The 17,876-nt window shown below is 34.6% G+C and carries 11 protein-coding genes and 2 pseudogenes; 1 reads left to right on the top strand and 12 read right to left on the bottom strand.

Annotation, left to right across the window (positions count from 1 at the left end):
* Positions 1–20: 20 nt before the first annotated feature.
* The 8 genes from RH82_RS12370 to RH82_RS12335 form a co-directional block, all read right to left on the bottom strand.
* On the bottom strand, positions 21–1,808 hold the full coding sequence (locus RH82_RS12370; protein WP_034061154.1) for a cytochrome c oxidase subunit I: 1,788 nt from the start codon (positions 1,806–1,808) through the stop codon (positions 21–23).
* A gap of 28 nt (positions 1,809–1,836) precedes the next feature.
* Positions 1,837–2,910 (bottom strand): cytochrome c oxidase subunit II, encoded by a 1,074-nt coding sequence (locus tag RH82_RS12365; RefSeq protein ID WP_034061152.1) that lies wholly within the window; start codon positions 2,908–2,910, stop codon positions 1,837–1,839.
* Between the two features lie 31 nt (positions 2,911–2,941).
* A complete protein-coding gene (locus RH82_RS12360) occupies positions 2,942–4,327 on the bottom strand; it encodes a hypothetical protein (protein ID WP_034061150.1) in 1,386 nt (461 codons plus the stop codon).
* Positions 4,328–4,348: 21 nt separating this feature from the next.
* Positions 4,349–4,906, bottom strand: a complete 558-nt coding sequence (locus RH82_RS12355) for a c-type cytochrome (RefSeq protein WP_034061148.1) — start codon at positions 4,904–4,906, stop codon at positions 4,349–4,351.
* Positions 4,907–4,915: 9 nt separating this feature from the next.
* Complete coding sequence (locus RH82_RS12350) at positions 4,916–5,446, bottom strand: DUF3341 domain-containing protein (protein WP_034061146.1); 531 nt, start codon at positions 5,444–5,446, stop codon at positions 4,916–4,918.
* Between the two features lie 3 nt (positions 5,447–5,449).
* Positions 5,450–6,919, bottom strand: a complete 1,470-nt coding sequence (gene nrfD / locus RH82_RS12345; protein WP_052158329.1) for an NrfD/PsrC family molybdoenzyme membrane anchor subunit — start codon at positions 6,917–6,919, stop codon at positions 5,450–5,452.
* A 33-nt stretch (positions 6,920–6,952) separates the two neighbouring features.
* Positions 6,953–10,054, bottom strand: a complete 3,102-nt coding sequence (locus RH82_RS12340) for a TAT-variant-translocated molybdopterin oxidoreductase (RefSeq protein ID WP_034061144.1) — start codon at positions 10,052–10,054, stop codon at positions 6,953–6,955.
* 76 nt (positions 10,055–10,130) lie between these two features.
* Entirely contained in the window at positions 10,131–11,423 is a 1,293-nt protein-coding gene (locus tag RH82_RS12335; RefSeq protein ID WP_034061206.1) for a c-type cytochrome, read from the bottom strand.
* Positions 11,424–11,636: 213 nt separating this feature from the next.
* Here RH82_RS12335 and RH82_RS12330 point away from each other — a divergent pair, with 213 nt between their 5' ends.
* Positions 11,637–11,978 (top strand): SPOR domain-containing protein, encoded by a 342-nt coding sequence (locus tag RH82_RS12330; protein WP_241148061.1) that lies wholly within the window; start codon positions 11,637–11,639, stop codon positions 11,976–11,978.
* Positions 11,979–12,050: 72 nt separating this feature from the next.
* On the opposite strand, the pseudogene RH82_RS12325 reads toward RH82_RS12330, so the two are convergent.
* From RH82_RS12325 to rimP, 4 genes and pseudogenes are all read right to left on the bottom strand, one after another.
* Positions 12,051–12,937: pseudogene (locus tag RH82_RS12325) on the bottom strand (IS1595 family transposase).
* Between the two features lie 195 nt (positions 12,938–13,132).
* Positions 13,133–15,958, bottom strand: coding sequence for a translation initiation factor IF-2 (gene infB / locus RH82_RS12320; RefSeq protein WP_034061142.1), 2,826 nt, complete (start codon positions 15,956–15,958; stop codon positions 13,133–13,135).
* 43 nt (positions 15,959–16,001) lie between these two features.
* The gene (gene nusA, locus RH82_RS12315) at positions 16,002–17,234 is read right to left on the bottom strand and encodes a transcription termination factor NusA (RefSeq protein ID WP_034061140.1); all 1,233 of its coding nucleotides are present in this window, start codon (positions 17,232–17,234) and stop codon (positions 16,002–16,004) included.
* Positions 17,235–17,246: 12 nt separating this feature from the next.
* Positions 17,247–17,707: pseudogene (rimP, locus tag RH82_RS12310) on the bottom strand (ribosome assembly cofactor RimP).
* Positions 17,708–17,876 lie beyond the last annotated feature (169 nt).

Below are 17,876 nucleotides of genomic sequence, written 5' to 3'. Positions count from 1 at the left end.
CTTATTTACAAAAGAATTTTCTAATGTTGCAATTCTTCTTCACCTTCTTTTAAAGGAACATTTTGCATCACAAAATCTTCGTCATGTCCAGGCTTACTATAATCGTAGGACCATCTGTGTACATGTGGTAAATCACCTTCCCAGTTTCCGTGAATATGTTTTACAGGAGCTGTCCACTCAAGTGTAGTCGATCTCCATGGATTTTGTACTGCAGGTTTTCCGTAGAATATACTATAAAAGAAGTTCCATAAATAGATTAATTGTATTGCTCCTCCAATTAATGCGAAAATAGTAATGATCTGGTTTGTATCCGCTAAATCATCAAATAACGGGAAATTAGAATTTGTATAATAACGTCTAGGTAAACCGGCCATACCTATAAAATGCATAGGGAAAAACACACCATAAGCACATATTGCCGTAATCCAAAAGTGAATATAACCCAGTTTCTTATTCAACATTCTACCAAACATTTTAGGATACCAATGGTAAATTCCTGCAAACATTCCGTAAAGTGCAGATATACCCATTACTAAATGGAAATGTGCTATTACAAAATAAGTATCATGTACGTTAATATCTAAAGCAGAATCTCCAAGAATGATTCCTGTTAATCCTCCTGTAATGAATGTAGAAACAAATCCTATAGAGAACAACATAGCAGGATTCATTTGAATATTACCTTTCCATATCGTAGTTATCCAGTTAAAGGCTTTAACTGCGGATGGTATTGCTATTAATAGGGTTGTAAATGTAAAGACTGAACCTAAGAAAGGATTCATCCCTGAAATAAACATGTGATGTCCCCAAACTATTGTCGATAAAAACGCAATAGCCAAAATTGAAGTAATCATTGCACGATAACCAAAAATAGGTTTACGTGAATTAGTAGCCATAATTTCTGACACTAATCCCATTGCTGGTAAGATTACAATATATACTTCTGGATGTCCTAAGAACCAAAATAGGTGTTCGAATAATACTGGAGAACCTCCTTGGTAATGGAGTACTTCTCCTTGTATAAATATATCTGATAAGAAGAAGGAAGTCCCAAAACTTCTATCCATTATTAATAGTAAAGCCGCCGATAATAATACAGGAAAAGAAACGATACCAATAATTGCAGTTACAAAAAATGCCCAAATAGTTAAAGGTAGTCTAGTCATAGACATTCCTTTTGTTCTTAAGTTAATTACTGTTACTACATAATTTAAAGATCCTAATAAAGATGATGCAATAAAGATTGCCATCGATACTAACCATAATGTCATTCCCATTCCAGAACCACCTTGAGCCAACGGAAGCGCACTTAAAGGTGGATAGATTGTCCAACCTGCCGCAGCTGGTCCAGCCTCTACAAAGAAAGAAGATACCATGATTATACTTGATATAAAGAACAACCAGTACGACACCATGTTTAAGAAACCTGACGCCATATCTCGTGCACCAATTTGCAACGGAATTAATAAGTTGCTAAACGTACCACTTAAACCTGCTGTAAGTACAAAGAATACCATTATAGTTCCATGAATAGTTACCAATGCTAAATAAATATCTGCATCCATAACACCATCTGGTGCCCATTTACCTAATAATGCTTCAAAAATCACATTTGGCTCTTCCGGCCATGCAATTTGCATACGCATCATTAAAGACATTATTACACCTATAACTCCCATAATAGTACCAGTAATAAGGTACTGCTTAGCAATCATTTTGTGATCTTGACTAAATATATATTTAGTTACGAAAGTTTCTTTATGATGGTGATCGTCGTGAGCGTCGTGAGTATCTGCGTTTGCTGACATAATCTTTATAATCTTTATAATCTTTTAATTAATTATTTATTAGAGAATTTTTAAATGCTTTTTGTGTTTTAATCCAAGCATCATATTCTTCTTGTGTTTCTACTATTATTTTCATTTGCATATTGTAGTGAGATTTACCACAAATTTTATTACATAATAATAGATAGTCGAAAGTATAAGGTTCCAAAGCCTCTTCATTATTAGCCATTAAAGCTTTCGATTTTTTTACTCTAATCTTATTAATGTTTTGTACTTTCTCTTTCATCTCTGGAGTCTCACGCATATCTACAGTAGTAACTGATGGTGTGAAGCCAAATTGAGTAATCATACCTGGAACACAATTCATTTGTGCTCTAAAGTGAGGCATATATGCCGAGTGTAAAACATCTTGCGAACGCATCTTAAATAATACAGGACGTCCTACAGGCAAGTGTAACTCTGTTGTAATAACATCGTCTTGTGCATTAGGATCTGCTTCATCAACACCAAGTGTGTTATTGCGATTAATATCAATCAATCTCACGTTTGCTTTACCTAAAGTATTGTCTCCTCCTCCATAACGCGCTTTCCAATTAAACTGTTGAGCGTATAACTCAACTATTAAAGGATCGTTATCTTCATTAACATTCATTATCGAAGTCCAAGTAAATAGACCTTGAATAATTAATACAGCAAGTACAATTACTGGAATAATAGTCCAAATTGCTTCTAACTTATTATTATCCGCATAGAATAAGGCTTTTTTACCTTTTTCACCTCTATATTTAAAAGCGAAGTAATGTAATAAAAACTGAGTTATTGTTTGCACTATGAAAATGACTATCATAGAAATAATCATTAAACTATCTACACCTGGTCCATGTTCTGAAGCAGAATTAGACATTAATGGAAATTCACCAAGAGCTACGAAAGACCATATAGTTATGATATAAATGAAAGCCAAAAAGCCTAGCATTAAATAACCATTAATCTTATTGTCCTTGTCGTTTGCGACTTGATTGTTTAAATCTGAGTCACTCTGGGTTAAATCGAATATCTTGACCATTTGCCATATGGCAACTAGAATAAATACTAAAACTAAAATTGATAATAAAGCCGTCATTGTTGTCTTTCTTCTTTATTGAAATGTGTTATTAATAATGAAAATTTTCACTCTCTTTAATAAAAGGATTCCTTTTAGGTGTTAATGGCGCTTTGGTAAGCGCTGTAAACACGATAAAGATAAATAATCCTGCAAAGAATAGTAAAGATGCAATTTCTGGAATTCCTATAGCCCATTGGTCACCAACTGTTGCTGGCATAATCATATTGAAAACATCAATATAATGACCCGCTAATATTACAATACCAGCCATTACAATAAACCAAGGAACACGTTTGTAATCACTGTTCATTAGAAGTAATAGTGGAAAGATAAAGTTCATGGCTAACATGCCAAAGAATGGTAAATTATAATCTTGTATTCTAGTTACAAAATAAGTTACTTCTTCTGGAATGTTCGAGTACCAGATTAACATAAATTGAGAGAACCATAAATACGTCCAGAAAATACTAAATGCAAACATAAACTTTGCTAAATCATGTAAATGACTGTCGTTAACCTGTGGTAATAAACCTTTACCTTTTAAATACATTGTAATGAATGCAATTACAGTAACTCCACAAACCATCATTCCTGCAAATACGTACCAACCAAATAAAGTTGAAAACCAGTGAGGATCTACACTCATTATCCAATCCCAAGACATCATAGATTCTGTATAAATAAAGAATACTAAAAAAGCTGCAGAGATACGGAAAGTCTTTTTAAAGTTTTTATTATCGTTTGCTTTATCTTGAGCAATAGAAAATTTTCTAGAAAAGTATCTGTATAAAGACCATCCACCAATGAAAATCAAACCTCTTACAAGGAATCCACCAATATTTAACCAGCCTGTTTTACCTTGAATTAATTTATCATGCGCTACTACATCTGGATCCATCCAAACAAAAATATTATAATGACCACCAAGCCATCCTGTACCCGATGCAACAGCTATTAAAACTACAATTAAAGCACCTGGCAATAAGTAAGCTGTAATACCTTCCATTACTCTTAGCAATAATGGAGACCAACCTGATTGAGACACATATTGAAGCGCATAAAATGCTAAAACGCCCAATGAAATCATCATAAAAAAGAATGCAGCAACATAAAATGCGGACCAAGGCCTATTGTGCATAGCGTGCATAACGTGATTTACATGTTTGGTATGCTCATCAACAACTTCATGGCTTACACCATGAGTATCTCCATGAGCATCTTTTGATGCATGTTCATCATGACTTGTTGCCTCCACCTGATGTGTTTCGGCTCCATGATCCTCAGCTCCTCCATGATGAGATTCTTCTGATAACATTTTCTCAACCTCGTCAAATGTTACATGCGAAGTGGTAAAACTATAGACAACACCTAACAATCCAACGACCATTAAAATGATTGCAGTTAATCTTAGTCTATTTGAAATTTTGTATTCCATTATATAATCTTTAACTAAATCTTATTTTTCTAAATCTGCCTTCAATTTCATAACATATGAAACTACTTGCCAACGCTCTTCGTAACTTAATTGATTTGCGTAAGAACCCATTGCATTTTTACCATAGTATATAGTATGATAAACACTACCTTCCGTAATAGCTCTTCCAACATCACTATAGCTAGGAATACCGAGAATTTTTTCTCTTTTAACCAATTTACCTTGTCCGTTTCCTTTGGTTCCATGGCAAATACCGCAGTAAATATCGTATAATTCTTTACCTCTTGCGTAATCGACTTGAGTAGAATCTAAATTATTCTTCAAGTTTGCTTTAGCTTCAAAATAACCTTCAGTTGAATTCTCAATATCAAAAGGAGTATAACCTCTAGGTATTGAACCTTCCGCAGGTAATTGCGCTTCAACACCATTGGCGAAAGCATCAGACTCTTGATAAGTCTCGTAAGCTACCGATTGGTACATATTAGGCATGAATTCATAATTCGGTCTCGAATTTTTCTTACAACCTACAATTGACACTAAAACTAGCGCTAATATTGTTATGTTAAAAATGCTCTTCATTGTCTAAAATTAATGCGTATTATCTACTACGTTTATTTCAACTGCACCAGTTTCTGAAAGTAAATCGTGCAATTCCTTTTCATTTCCGTGAACTGGAATTTCCATTAAAAAATGGTCATCTGTTGTTCTTGGGTCTGGATTCTCCGCTTTTTTAAATGGCCACATTCTACTACGTAAGTAAAATGTTATTACCATTAAATGCGCTGCAAAGAATACTGTTAATTCGAACATAATAGGTACGAATGCAGGCATGTTTTCTAAGTAGCTAAAACTTGGCTTACCTCCAATGTTTTGAGGCCAATCTTCAATCATGATAAAATTCATCATAACAGTGGCTACTATTAAACCTACACAACCATACATAAATGAAGCGATTGCTATTCTTGTTGGTGCTAATCCCATTGCCTTGTCTAGCCCATGGACTGGAAATGGCGTATATATTTCTTCAATGTGATGCCTTTTAGCTTTTACCGTTTTCACAGCTGCCATTAAAACATCGTCATCGTTATAAATAGCGTGAATTACTTTTGAAGTTTCCATATGCTACTTGTTATTATTTTTTTGTTCTTTATCGTCGAAATTCGTCACTACTGAAGTTCTAGCATCCGCACCTGTTCCCATTAAGCTTTTTCCAGAATCTCTTAAATTTTTATACTTATCTCCTGAAGACTTTAAAATCGTCTTAACTTCAGCCTGTGCAATTACTGGGAATGTTCTTGAATATAATAAGAATAATACAAAGAAAAATCCTATGGTTCCAATAAAAATTCCAATATCAACAAACGTTGGAGAGAACATAGTCCATGAAGATGGTAAATAATCTCTATGTAATGATGTTACAATAATTACAAAACGCTCAAACCACATTCCTATGTTTACTACAATTGAGATAAAGAATGAGAACATAATACTTGTTCTTAATTTCTTGAACCACATAAACTGTGGTGAAAACACATTACAACTCATCATTAACAAATAAGCCCACCAATAAGGTCCTGTAGCTCTATTTAAGAAAGCATATTGCTCATACTCTACACCTGAATACCAAGCTACAAATAGTTCTGTAATATATGCCACACCCACAATAGAACCAGTAATCATAATTACGATGTTCATTAATTCGATGTGTTGTACTGTAATATAATCTTCTAGGTTACACACTTTTCTCATAATAATAAGTAGTGTGTTCACCATTGCAAACCCAGAGAATACTGCCCCAGCAACAAAATAAGGTGGGAAAATGGTAGTATGCCAACCTGGAATAACCGATGTTGCAAAATCAAAAGATACAATAGTATGTACAGAAAGTACTAATGGCGTAGCTAAACCTGCAAGTACTAAAGATACTTCTTCAAAACGTTGCCAATCTTTAGCTCTACCTGTCCAACCAAAACTTAACAAACTGTATATTTTCTTTTGAAAAGGTTTTATTGCTCTATCACGTAACATTGCGAAATCCGGTAATAAACCTGTCCACCAGAAAACTAATGATACAGATAAATACGTTGAAATTGCAAATACATCCCAAAGTAAAGGTGAGTTAAAGTTTACCCATAGCGATCCAAATTGGTTTGGTATTGGCAATACCCAATACGCTAACCATGGTCGACCCATGTGAATAACTGGAAATAAACCTGCCTGTATTACAGAGAAAATTGTCATTGCTTCTGCAGAACGGTTAATTGCCATTCTCCATTTTTGACGGAATAGTAATAGTACTGCAGAAATTAAAGTTCCTGCGTGACCAATACCAACCCACCAAACAAAGTTAGTAATATCCCAAGCCCAACCAACGGTCTTGTTTAATCCCCAAGTTCCAATTCCAGTAGATATTGTATAAACCATACATCCAACTCCCCAAAGAAAAGCTGCTAATGCGATTGAAAATACAATCCACCATTGTTTGTTGGCTTTTCCTTCTACAGGTGCCGCGATATCTACGGTTACATCGTGATACGACTTGTTGCCTGTAACTAAAGGTCTTCTAATAGGTGCTTCGTAATGAGACGCCATAATCCTTTTAAATTGTTCGTTAATTAATATTTCTTATGCTTTCGTGTTTCTCACTTTAGTATGATACTGAACATTAGGTTTAGTACCAACACTTTCTAATAAGTGATACATACGATCGTCTTCTAAAAGTTTTGAAACTTTACTTTCTTTATCGTTAATATCTCCAAATACCATTGCTCCATTGCTACAAGCCGAAGAACATGCTGTTTGAAATTCACCATCTTTAATAACACGTCCGTCACGTTTAGCATCAAGAATTGTTTTTTGTGTTTTTTGAATACACATAGAACATTTTTCCATGACACCGCGAGAACGCACTGTTACATCTGGATTAATTACCATTCTACCTAAATCATCGTTCATAAAGTAATCGAACTCATCATTCTCAGAATACAAGAACCAATTGAAACGTCGTACTTTATAAGGACAGTTGTTTGCACAATATCTTGTACCTACACAACGGTTATAAGCCATATGATTTTGACCTTGACGACCATGTGATGTTGCAGCTACTGGACAAACAGTCTCACAAGGAGCATGATTACAGTGCTGACACATTACTGGTTGAAAAGCTACTTGTGGATTATCGGCAGCAATTTCTAATTCACCAAATCCTCCTAAAGAACCGTTAGCTCCTGTTAATCCAGAAAAACCATCTTTTTTTGCATCATCTTGTGAGAACGTATCTTCAGATGAGTAATAGCGATCAATACGTAACCAGTGCATATCGCGACTTCTACGTATTTCTTCCTTACCTACAACGGGAACATTGTTTTCCGCGTGACACGCAATTACACATGCACCACAACCTGTACAACCATTTAAGTCGATAGATAAGTTAAAATGATGTCCGATAGAACGATCAAATTCATCCCATAAATCAACTTCTGGAGAAGTGATTTCAACTTCTTCATGATTTAAAGATACTGTAGGGATTTTATTCCATACCGTTCTATCTTTAGTATTGAAGATTTCTAATGTTGTTTCTTTAATAATGTCTCCACGACCCATTAAAGTATTTTGCAACTGTACACACGCAAACTCGTGCATACCAGCCGCTTTCGTTACAGTTACATTTTGTGTATTATTAAAACCTTGGTATAATGCATACGCATTAACACCAGTTTGCATTTCTTCTTTTAAACCTGCTACTTTACCATATCCAAAGGCTAAACCAACAGACCCTTTAGCCTGACCTGGTTGAATAATTACTGGAACAGTTAGTGTAGTTCCATTTACAGTAACATCTGCATAACTACCATTTAAAGCACCCGTTGCCTCGTGTTCGTTAACTAAATCTAAAGCTTTTGCATCTCCTGCAGAAACTGTTAAATAGTTATCCCAAGAGGTTCTTGTAATTGGATCTGGAAATTCTTGTAACCAAGGGTTATTTGCTTGTTGTCCATCTCCCATACCTACTTTAGTATATAAAGTAAGTTCCATTCCTTTTGAAGTTGCAGTAGCAGCTAAAGCTCTTGCCGCATTTCCAGAAGGTGTTTCAATAGTGTCTTCTGAAGCTTCAGTTGTATCTACAACTAAATCTCCTGAAACTTTAGAGATATAAGAACCATCATGTAATGCTTGATTAAATGATGCCCCTCCTAATATTTCAGTATTCCAAAGTGTTTTAACATAATCACTATACTTTTCATCTTTACCATTCCAAATCAATAAAGCGTCTTGGAATTGTTTTGTATCAAATAAAGGACGAATAGTTGGCTGAACTAAACCAAAATGACCCTTTTTAAGTTCCACATCTCCCCAACTTTCTAAGTAGTGAGGTGCAGCAGCAATATATTGCGAAGCTGAAGCTGTCTCATCTACTTTCATAGAGAAAGCAATAGATAATTCAGTGTTTTTTAAACCTTCAGAAAAGTCTGAATGATTGGGTAATGTATATAATGGATTTACACCACTCATAATAACAGCACCTACTTTACCTGCTTTCATATCAGCAACTAAAGACATGACTGCTTTATCATTTCCTTGTCTTGTTTTAATAGGCTTTTTAGCGTTGAAAGCTTTACTGTTTAGCTTTTCGTTAATTTCTAAAACAACCGTTTGAGCATTTACATCTTGAAGACCTGTAACAACAACGCCATTACTTCCCGCCTTATCAAGCTCTGAAGCTGCATCTTGTACTGCTTTTTCAATATTTTTTGGTAGACTTCCTGAAAAAGAGCCACCTACAATTAAGCTATGTAATTTAGCTAAAGCTAATTTCTGTACACTTGGTGTTAATGGGACACGCTTATCTGCATTAGCTCCTGCTAGAGACATATTAGATTCAAACTGAATATGACGAGACATTTTTCCGTTTGTTGGAACACGTCCTTTTGAATATCCAGAGTCAAATCCTCCACCTTGCCAATCACCTAGGATATCTGCACCAAAAGCAACAATTGTTGATGCAAGTGAAAAATCAAAATCAGCTAAGCCTCTTTCATTATATTTTGCTTGGAATGCATCTAATGCAGTCGACTCTGAAACAGCGTCGTACACTACATGGTTAACATTTCCATATTTTTCTTTAAATTCTAAAATCAATTTAGACGTAGATGGACTAGCATGCGTTTGTGTTAGTAACACAATTTGCTTTCCACTGTCTTTTAAAGCATTTAATTTTTGAGTCGTTTCTAAATTAAAAGTAGACCATGAAATAGCAGTTTCGCCTTTCATTGGACTTTGTACTCTTAAACTATCATATAAACCCAAAACCGATGCATTAACTCTTGCATTAGCGCCACCATTTGTAGCTCCAAGGTTATTGTTTTCAATTTTAATTGGACGACCTTCTCGAGTTTTTACTAAAACACTTGCAAAATCAAAACCATCTGCTATTGTAGTTGCATAGTAGTTAGCCACACCAGGAATAATAGAATCTGGTTGCACCACATACGGTATTGATTTAATTACTGGTCCTTCACAAGCTGCTAATGAAGCCGCTGCTGTACTAAAACCAACGTACTTTAAGAAATCACGACGCGTTGTAGAAGAAGACTCTAATGCCTCCTTGTCTCCAAGAAACTCATCTGTAGGTATTTCGTTTACAAACTCGTTCTCTTTTAGCGTCTCAACAATAGAGCTATCTTTTAGCTCCTCAACACTTTTCCAGTATTTCTTGTTTGATGACATATTATATAATTGAATTACTTCTTAATTTATTTATTTTAAAACTCCTGTTTTTGCGGAAAAGAAAACTATTGTAACATTAGTAATGACACTTACCACATTCTAATCCACCCATCTGCGCTACTGTTAATTGCTCAACACCATATTTTTTAGATAGTTGTTCGTGAATTTTGGTATAGTATTCGTTGTCTTTTACTTTCACATTTGTTTCTCTGTGACAATTAATACACCAACCCATCGTTAATGGAGCGAATTGATACATCACTTCCATTTCTTCAACCGGTCCGTGACATGTTTGACACTCTACTCCTGCAACAGAAACATGCTGTGAGTGATTAAAGTAAGCGAAATCTGGCAAGTTGTGAATTCTTGTCCATTTTACTGGCTTAGTCTCTCCTGTATATTTTTGTTCCGCATCATCCCAACCAACAGCTTTGTATAGCTTTTGAATTTCCGAATTGTAATCTACACCATACTCAGCCATTCCTTCAGATTGTACTTCTGGAGCTACTTCGTATATTGATTTATGACAATTCATACATACATTTAAAGAAGGAATACCAGAATGCTTAGACACTCGCGCTGAAGAGTGACAGTATTTACAATCGATACCATTATCTCCTGCGTGTATTCTATGTGAATAATGAATTTCTTGAACGGGTTCGTAACCTTGATTAACACCTACTTGCATAAAGTAACCATATACAAAGTAAGCTGAAGCTAATAAGAAGAAAATTGCAACTACTAATACTAGGAATTGATTTTCAGCAAACGCTTTCCATAAAGGCTTAGACTTAGTCTTCTCTGAAACAGCAATACCTTTTGCATCTGCAAAACTGCGTAAAGTTTTATTTACTAAAAATAAAGCTCCTGCTAATATTGCAAACAATAATGCTAAAGCTCCTAAAATTAATCCGTTTGAGCCACTATCGCTAGAAGGATTTACATTTGGAGTTATAGTTGTTATTGGTGGAGTTTTAGGTTCCGCTGCAGTGTATGCTAAAATATCACTTATGTTTTGATCTGTGAATCCAGGATAAGCTGTCATTGCCGTACCGTTATACTCCTTAGTAATCTTAAGCGCATATGCATCTCCGGAAGCCTTCACAGCATCACTATTTCGAAGCCATGCAGCAATCCAAGCTCTATCTAACCCTTCATCTTCAGCTAAACGCGATTCAACATTACGTAATGCTGGACCAGTCATTTTCTTATCTAATTTATGACAAGAAGCACAGTTAGCATTAAACAATGCCTTACCTGCTACTGCATCTCCATCTTGAGCAGAAAGAGTAGTAGAAAACGCTAGTAAAAAAATTAGGATTAAATTAAGAATATTAATACCTAACTTGCGGTGAATCACCTGTTTCATATTATTTATTGAATTTACTTCTAAACTTTGGTATGATTTTTTCATCTATACTTTAAAAATACAGTTATAAAAAACTTACGCAAAAGTAATACTTAAAGTCCATTTTTGAAATCTTAAAGAAGTCTTAATTCCTAATTTAGATAAATTCTAAATAATAAAATCACCTCCTAATTCGTTTAATACTTTTACATTTGCATTAAATACTTATTAATTATGAATATTAAATCGCTCAAAATCCTATGTTTATCGCTAGGCTTAACGTTTACGAGCAGTTATCTATCGGCTCAAGAAGGTACAGTTGTTGTAAATCAAGATCCAGAAATTTCAGTATTATTAGAGTTTAAAAAACAGATAAATAACGAAGACGAAGATAGTAATCGCTATAAAATTCAAATTTATTCTGGATCGAGAACGAAAGCGGAAAACGCAGAAAATAGTTTTGATAGTGCTTTTAATTCTTGGTCTTCTCAACTAGTTCACGAAACACCAAACTATAAAATTTGGGTTGGTAGTTTTAGAACACGACTTGAAGCCGATAAAGCATTAAAAAAATAAAAAGCAAGTTTCCAAATGCCTTTATATTTAAGCCAAAGAAAAAAGATTAAATATTTCTTTAGAGGTCAGTAGTTATTTACCTATAAAATCAACCTGATATATTTTATCAGTTTTGACCATTCTCTTGATAAGATTGTTGAATATTGTCGACTTGCTTTGAGATCTATTTATTCTGAAGCAAAATTCATTAAAATATCGATTAAGATTATGGTCGCTCACCCAAGAATACGTTGTTCTTATCCACGATTTGACTTGATGTATCATTGTATGTAATGCCTTAAAGTTCATACCATTATTACTTTCGATCTGTGTAATGTCATATGCTTTTGCAATTGGCCTATATCCTTTCCATTTATCTGTCTTTACCTTAGCTTTACGACTTATGTGATTTACAAAAATATACTGAAGAGATTGTGCAGAAAAGTCATCTATTTTCATAGCATACATTCTTTTTACTTTTCCGTCTTGAGTAAGCTGGACAGCAGTTATTGCTTTCTTTTTCTTTCCATCATAACTTCTACCAACTTTTCCTTTCCACCAAGAACAAATTCATCAACATGTACATTTCCATCCATAGGAAAATTGCCACTTGAAGACATGGCTTCTCGTACCTTAAGCATAAAATATCTTGCTGTTTTTTCAGTGATACCATAACGGACACCCATGTAACTAGCTGACAAACTTTTTGTGCTAGTTGACATCTCGAAGCATATGAAAAATGCTTTTCTCACACCAAATTTAACCTTATGAAAAAGCGTATTTGCAGTAGCTGATTCTATATGGCCACAAATATTACATTGTCTCGCAAAATCTTTGCGATTCTGACAGGAAGAATGAGCACATTTTAAACACTTATAATCCGATTCAGCTTTTAAAATAGCTAAGTATTCCTTACAATCCTCGTTTGTTTTAAAACGTTCAGTAAACTCTAGAAGGTTTTGTCCTGTAAATATCTCCATTATATGCCCTATTTGTTCAGTCTAAGATACGTATTTATATACTGACCTCTATTAATTTATAGTGCAGAAAAGGAAAGTCAAGCTAAGTTAGCAATGACAATTGAAACAGAACTAAAAAACCGTATCTTATTACGTTTTAAAACGGTTTTTTAGTTCTGTTAATATATAGAATTCTTTGCTATGCTCTGAATAATATTATTTAAGTTTCTTCTTAACTTCTACTTCATGGAAAGCTTCGATTACATCGCCTTCTTTAATGTCGTTGTAATTTTTAACTTGCATACCACAATCGTATCCTTTAGCAACTTCTTTAACATCGTCTTTAAATCGTTTTAACGAGTCTAATTCACCTGTATAGACAACTACACCATCACGTATTAAACGAATTTGAGAGTTTCTGAATATCTTACCATTCATTACCATACAACCAGCGATACTTCCAACTTTAGTAACCTTAAAGATTTCTCTAATTTCTGCGGTACCAGTTGTCTCTTCTTTAAGCTCTGGAGATAGCATACCTTCCATTGCGTCTTTAAGATCATTAATAGCATCGTAGATAATTGAGTAAGTTCTAATATCTACTTCTTCTCTATCTGCAATAACTCTAGCATTTCCAACAGGACGCACATTAAAGCCTATAATAATAGCGTCTGAAGCTGTAGCCAACAACACATCGCTTTCTGTAATGGCTCCAACACCTTTATGTAAAATATTGACTTGAATTTCTTCAGTAGACAGTTTCTGGAAAGAATCTGTTAATGCCTCTACAGAACCATCAACGTCACCTTTAAGAATAATATTTAATTCTTTAAACGTACCCAATGCGATTCGACGACCAATTTCTGCTAGTGTTAATGTTTTAGTAGTACGAACATCTTGTTCACGTTGTAATTGCATACGTTTTGTTGCAATTTGCTTCGCTTCACGCTCGTCTGCAAATACATTAAATTTATCTCCAGCTTGCGGTGCGCCATCTAATCCTAAGATTGAGACTGGCGTAGAAGGCCCTGCAGATTGAACATCGTGACCACGTTCATCTTGCATGGCTTTTATCTTACCACTATTTTTACCAGCTAACACGTAATCACCTACTTTCAGTGTTCCTGCTTGCACTAATATAGTTGATACATATCCACGGCCTTTGTCTAAGAATGCTTCAACTACTGTACCTTGTGCCGCTTTATTAGGGTTAGCTTTTAACTCTAATAACTCTGCTTCAAGTAATACTTTTTCTAATAATTCTTTAACACCTGTACCTACTTTTGCTGAGATATCATGAGATTGAATTTTCCCACCCCAATCTTCAACTAAAAGATTCATTTGTGCTAACCTTTCTTTAATCTTTTCTGGATTAGCATCAGGTTTATCAATTTTATTTATTGCAAATACAATAGGCACTCCAGCTGCTTGAGCGTGAGAAATTGCTTCTTTTGTTTGCGGCATGATATCATCATCTGCGGCAGCAACAATAATAGCAATATCTGTAACTTGTGCACCACGTGCTCGCATTGCTGTAAATGCTTCGTGACCTGGAGTATCTAAAAATGCTATTTTTTGACCATTTTCTAATTCTACACCATACGCTCCAATATGTTGTGTAATACCACCTGACTCTCCTGCAATTACGTTTTCTTGACGAATGTAATCTAAAAGGGAAGTTTTACCGTGATCTACGTGTCCCATTACAGTTACAATAGGTGCGCGTTCAATTAAATCTTCTGGCTTATCTTCTATCTCAACTATTGATTCTTCAATATCTGCAGTTACAAATTCTACTTTATAACCAAACTCTTCTGCTACAATAGTTAACGTTTCAGCATCCAAACGCTGATTCATTGTTACCATCATACCAAGAGACATACATGCCGAGATAATTTGAGTTACCTGAACATCCATCATCGTAGCAACTTCACTTGAAGTAACAAATTCTGTTACTTTAAGAATTTTACTTTCTGCTGCTTCGATTTGTTCATCGATTTCTGTCTGCTCCCTATGTTGATCTCTTTTATCTCTTCTATATTTAGCACCTTTACCTTTGCTCGATTTCCCTTGTAATTTTTCAAGTGTCTCTCTTACTTGTTTCTTTACATCTTCTTCGCTAGGTTCTGCTTTTACAATAGTACGACGCGCTTGTCCAGGTTTCCCTTTAAATCTATCGTTTCCACCGCGATTATTGCCTCCTCTGTTGTTTCCGCCAGCACTTGGTCTATTATCACCTGGCTTAGAGATACGACGACGCTTTTTCTTATTAGCATCATCCACTTTTTTAACAACCTCTTTCTTTTTCTTTGGCTTATTAAACTGAGATAAATCTATTTTTTCACCTGCAATTTTAGGTCCTGAAAGTTTTTGATATTGAGTTTCTACTGTTTCTGGTATATTGCTTTCTTCTTTAGCAATCTCTTCAGCAGGAACTTCTTTTTCAGGTTTTTTAGGTTTAGATTTCGCAGATTCTTCTTTCAAAGAATCGGCTTTAGTCGAATCGGCTTTAGTCGAATCAGCTTTAGCAGAATCCACTTTCTTAAGAGGAGCTTCCTTCTTTACTTCAACATTTACAGGAGCTTTTGTATCTGCCTTAACTTCCTTTTTTGGAGCCTCAACCTTTACTTCTTTAACTTCCTTTGTCTCAACTTTAGGCGCTTTCTTTTTAGGGTCTAAATCTATTTTACCAACTTTTTTAGGTCCAGAAAGGGTTTTAGACGCTTTTACAACTTCTTCGGCCTTGGCTTTGGCAATAGCTCTAGCTTCCTCTTCTTTACGCTTAACTTCTAATTCTTGCTCACGTTTAATACGTAAATCTTCCTTTTCTTTAAGCTTAGCTTCACTAACCGCTTGAGATTTAACCTTTTTACCAGCATCTGTTTCGAATTCATCTGAAAGAATCTTATAAGTCCCTTCAGAAATTTTCGTTGTCGGACGCTTCTCTATATCGACACCTTTGGAATCTAAAAATTCCACAGCACGATCTAGAGAGATGTTAAGCTCACGTAGTACTTTATTTAATCTAATCGTTTCAGCCATAAATTGCCTTTACCTTAATACCTTAATTTTACTCAAATATATGTTAATCTTCGAATTCTTCCTTAAGAATCCTTATAACATCTAATATTGTTTCTTCTTCTAAGTCTGTTCTTTTTACTAAATCTACAATGTCCTGCTCTAATACACTTTTAGCCGTATCTAGACCTGCTTTGCTAAATTCTTTAATTACCCAGCCTTCAATTTCATCAGAGAATTCTCTTAACTCCACATCTTCTTCTGCACCTTCTCTAAAAACGTCAATCTCGTAACCAGTAAGTTGCCCCGCTAAACGAATGTTGTGACCTCCACGACCAATAGCTTTACTTACTTCTTCTGGTTTTAATATAGCCTCTGCACGTTTGTTTTCTTCATCAATTTTAATAGATGTTACTCGTGCTGGACTTAATGCTCTTGTAATATATAATTGTAAGTTACTAGTATAATTAATAACATCAATGTTTTCATTTCCTAATTCACGAACAATCCCATGAATTCTTGATCCTTTCATACCAACACAAGCTCCAACAGGATCAATTCTATCATCGTAAGAATCTACAGCTACTTTCGCTTTTTCACCTGGAATTCTTACTACGTTTTTAATAGTAATTAAACCATCGAATACTTCAGGAATCTCAGACTCGAATAATTTCTCTAAAAACTTAGGTGATGTACGCGACATAATAATCGCTGGTTTATTACCTTTAAGCTCTACACTATCGATAATACCTCTTACATTGTCTCCTTTACGGAAAAAATCTGAAGGTATTTGTTTATCTTTTGGTAAAATAATTTCATTACCATCATCATCTAATAAAATAACTGCTCTGTGACGAATGTGGTGTACTTCTGCAGTATATAAATCTCCTTCAAGCTCTTTAAAGTGCTTAAATATATTGGTATTATCGTGTTCGTGAATTTTAGAAATTAAGTTTTGGCGTAATGCTAAAATAGCTCGACGCCCTAGATCTATAAGTTTAACTTCTTGAGAAACATCTTCACCAACTTCAAAATCTGGTTCAATTTTTCTTGCAGCCGTTATAGAAATCTCTTGATTAGGCTCTTCCACTTCTCCATCCGCAACAACGATTCTATTTCTCCAAATCTCTAAATCTCCTTTATCCGGGTTTATAATAATATCGAAGTTATCATCATCTCCAAACTTCTTCTTTAATGCATTTCTAAATACATCTTCTAAAATCGCCATTAGCGTAACACGATCGATTAATTTATCGTCTTTAAACTCTGAAAATGACTCAATTAACGCTATATTTTCCATTATTCTACTAAATTAAAATTTTATCATAACTTTTGCCTCTACAATATCGTTGAACGCTATTTCTGCATTTTTCTGAACCGTCACCTTCCCTTTTCCTACAGGTTTTGGCTCTCTAGCTTTCCATGTCAATTCAATACCTTCCTCCGAGACATTTATTAATTCTGCTTCAATGTTTTCGGTTTGTGTTCTAACTTCTAATGTTCTACCTAAGTTTTTTTAAATTGTCTTGGTAGCGTTAAAGGCGCAGCTGCTCCAGAAGAAGCTACTTCTAAAGAAAAATCATGTTCTTCTCTATCAATATTATTTTCAATTGCCCTGCTAATAAACATACAATCTTCAACTTTTACACCATTATCACCATCGATAATTATGCTTATTGATTGGTCGCCAGAAATAGTGAAATCGATTAAAAACAAATCGGCTCTTTCCTCTAAGGCTTCATTCAATAAATCTTTTACTGTGGTATTAAACATTTTTAAGTATAAAAAGAGCGGACTTTTCGTCCGCTCACATTCATTTTTCTTACAACGGTGCAAATATACGATGTTTTTATTAATTTTCATAGAAAACTAAAGCAGACTTTTGCTTTTTCAAAAAACTACCGTTGTGTTATGTCAAATTTTCTAGTAAAATAAAACACCC

Source organism: Lacinutrix jangbogonensis (assembly GCF_000797445.1).
Classification (GTDB): Bacteria; Bacteroidota; Bacteroidia; order Flavobacteriales; family Flavobacteriaceae; genus Lacinutrix; species Lacinutrix jangbogonensis.
Note: the sequence above shows the minus strand (reverse complement) of the source record. Positions and strands in the feature narration are given on the sequence as shown.

What these genes read in the sequence shown, in the direction of transcription:
- RH82_RS12370 (WP_034061154.1), bottom strand. Translation starts at nt 1,808, where the DNA reads ATGTCAGCAAACGCAGATACTCACGACGCTCACGACGATCACCATCAT.
- RH82_RS12365 (WP_034061152.1), bottom strand. Translation starts at nt 2,910, where the DNA reads ATGACGGCTTTATTATCAATTTTAGTTTTAGTATTTATTCTAGTTGCC.
- RH82_RS12360 (WP_034061150.1), bottom strand. Translation starts at nt 4,327, where the DNA reads ATGGAATACAAAATTTCAAATAGACTAAGATTAACTGCAATCATTTTA.
- RH82_RS12355 (WP_034061148.1), bottom strand. Translation starts at nt 4,906, where the DNA reads ATGAAGAGCATTTTTAACATAACAATATTAGCGCTAGTTTTAGTGTCA.
- RH82_RS12350 (WP_034061146.1), bottom strand. Translation starts at nt 5,446, where the DNA reads ATGGAAACTTCAAAAGTAATTCACGCTATTTATAACGATGACGATGTT.
- nrfD (WP_052158329.1), bottom strand. Translation starts at nt 6,919, where the DNA reads ATGGCGTCTCATTACGAAGCACCTATTAGAAGACCTTTAGTTACAGGC.
- RH82_RS12340 (WP_034061144.1), bottom strand. Translation starts at nt 10,054, where the DNA reads ATGTCATCAAACAAGAAATACTGGAAAAGTGTTGAGGAGCTAAAAGAT.
- RH82_RS12335 (WP_034061206.1), bottom strand. Translation starts at nt 11,423, where the DNA reads ATGAAACAGGTGATTCACCGCAAGTTAGGTATTAATATTCTTAATTTA.
- RH82_RS12330 (WP_241148061.1), top strand. Translation starts at nt 11,637, where the DNA reads ATGAATATTAAATCGCTCAAAATCCTATGTTTATCGCTAGGCTTAACG.
- infB (WP_034061142.1), bottom strand. Translation starts at nt 15,958, where the DNA reads ATGGCTGAAACGATTAGATTAAATAAAGTACTACGTGAGCTTAACATC.
- nusA (WP_034061140.1), bottom strand. Translation starts at nt 17,234, where the DNA reads ATGGAAAATATAGCGTTAATTGAGTCATTTTCAGAGTTTAAAGACGAT.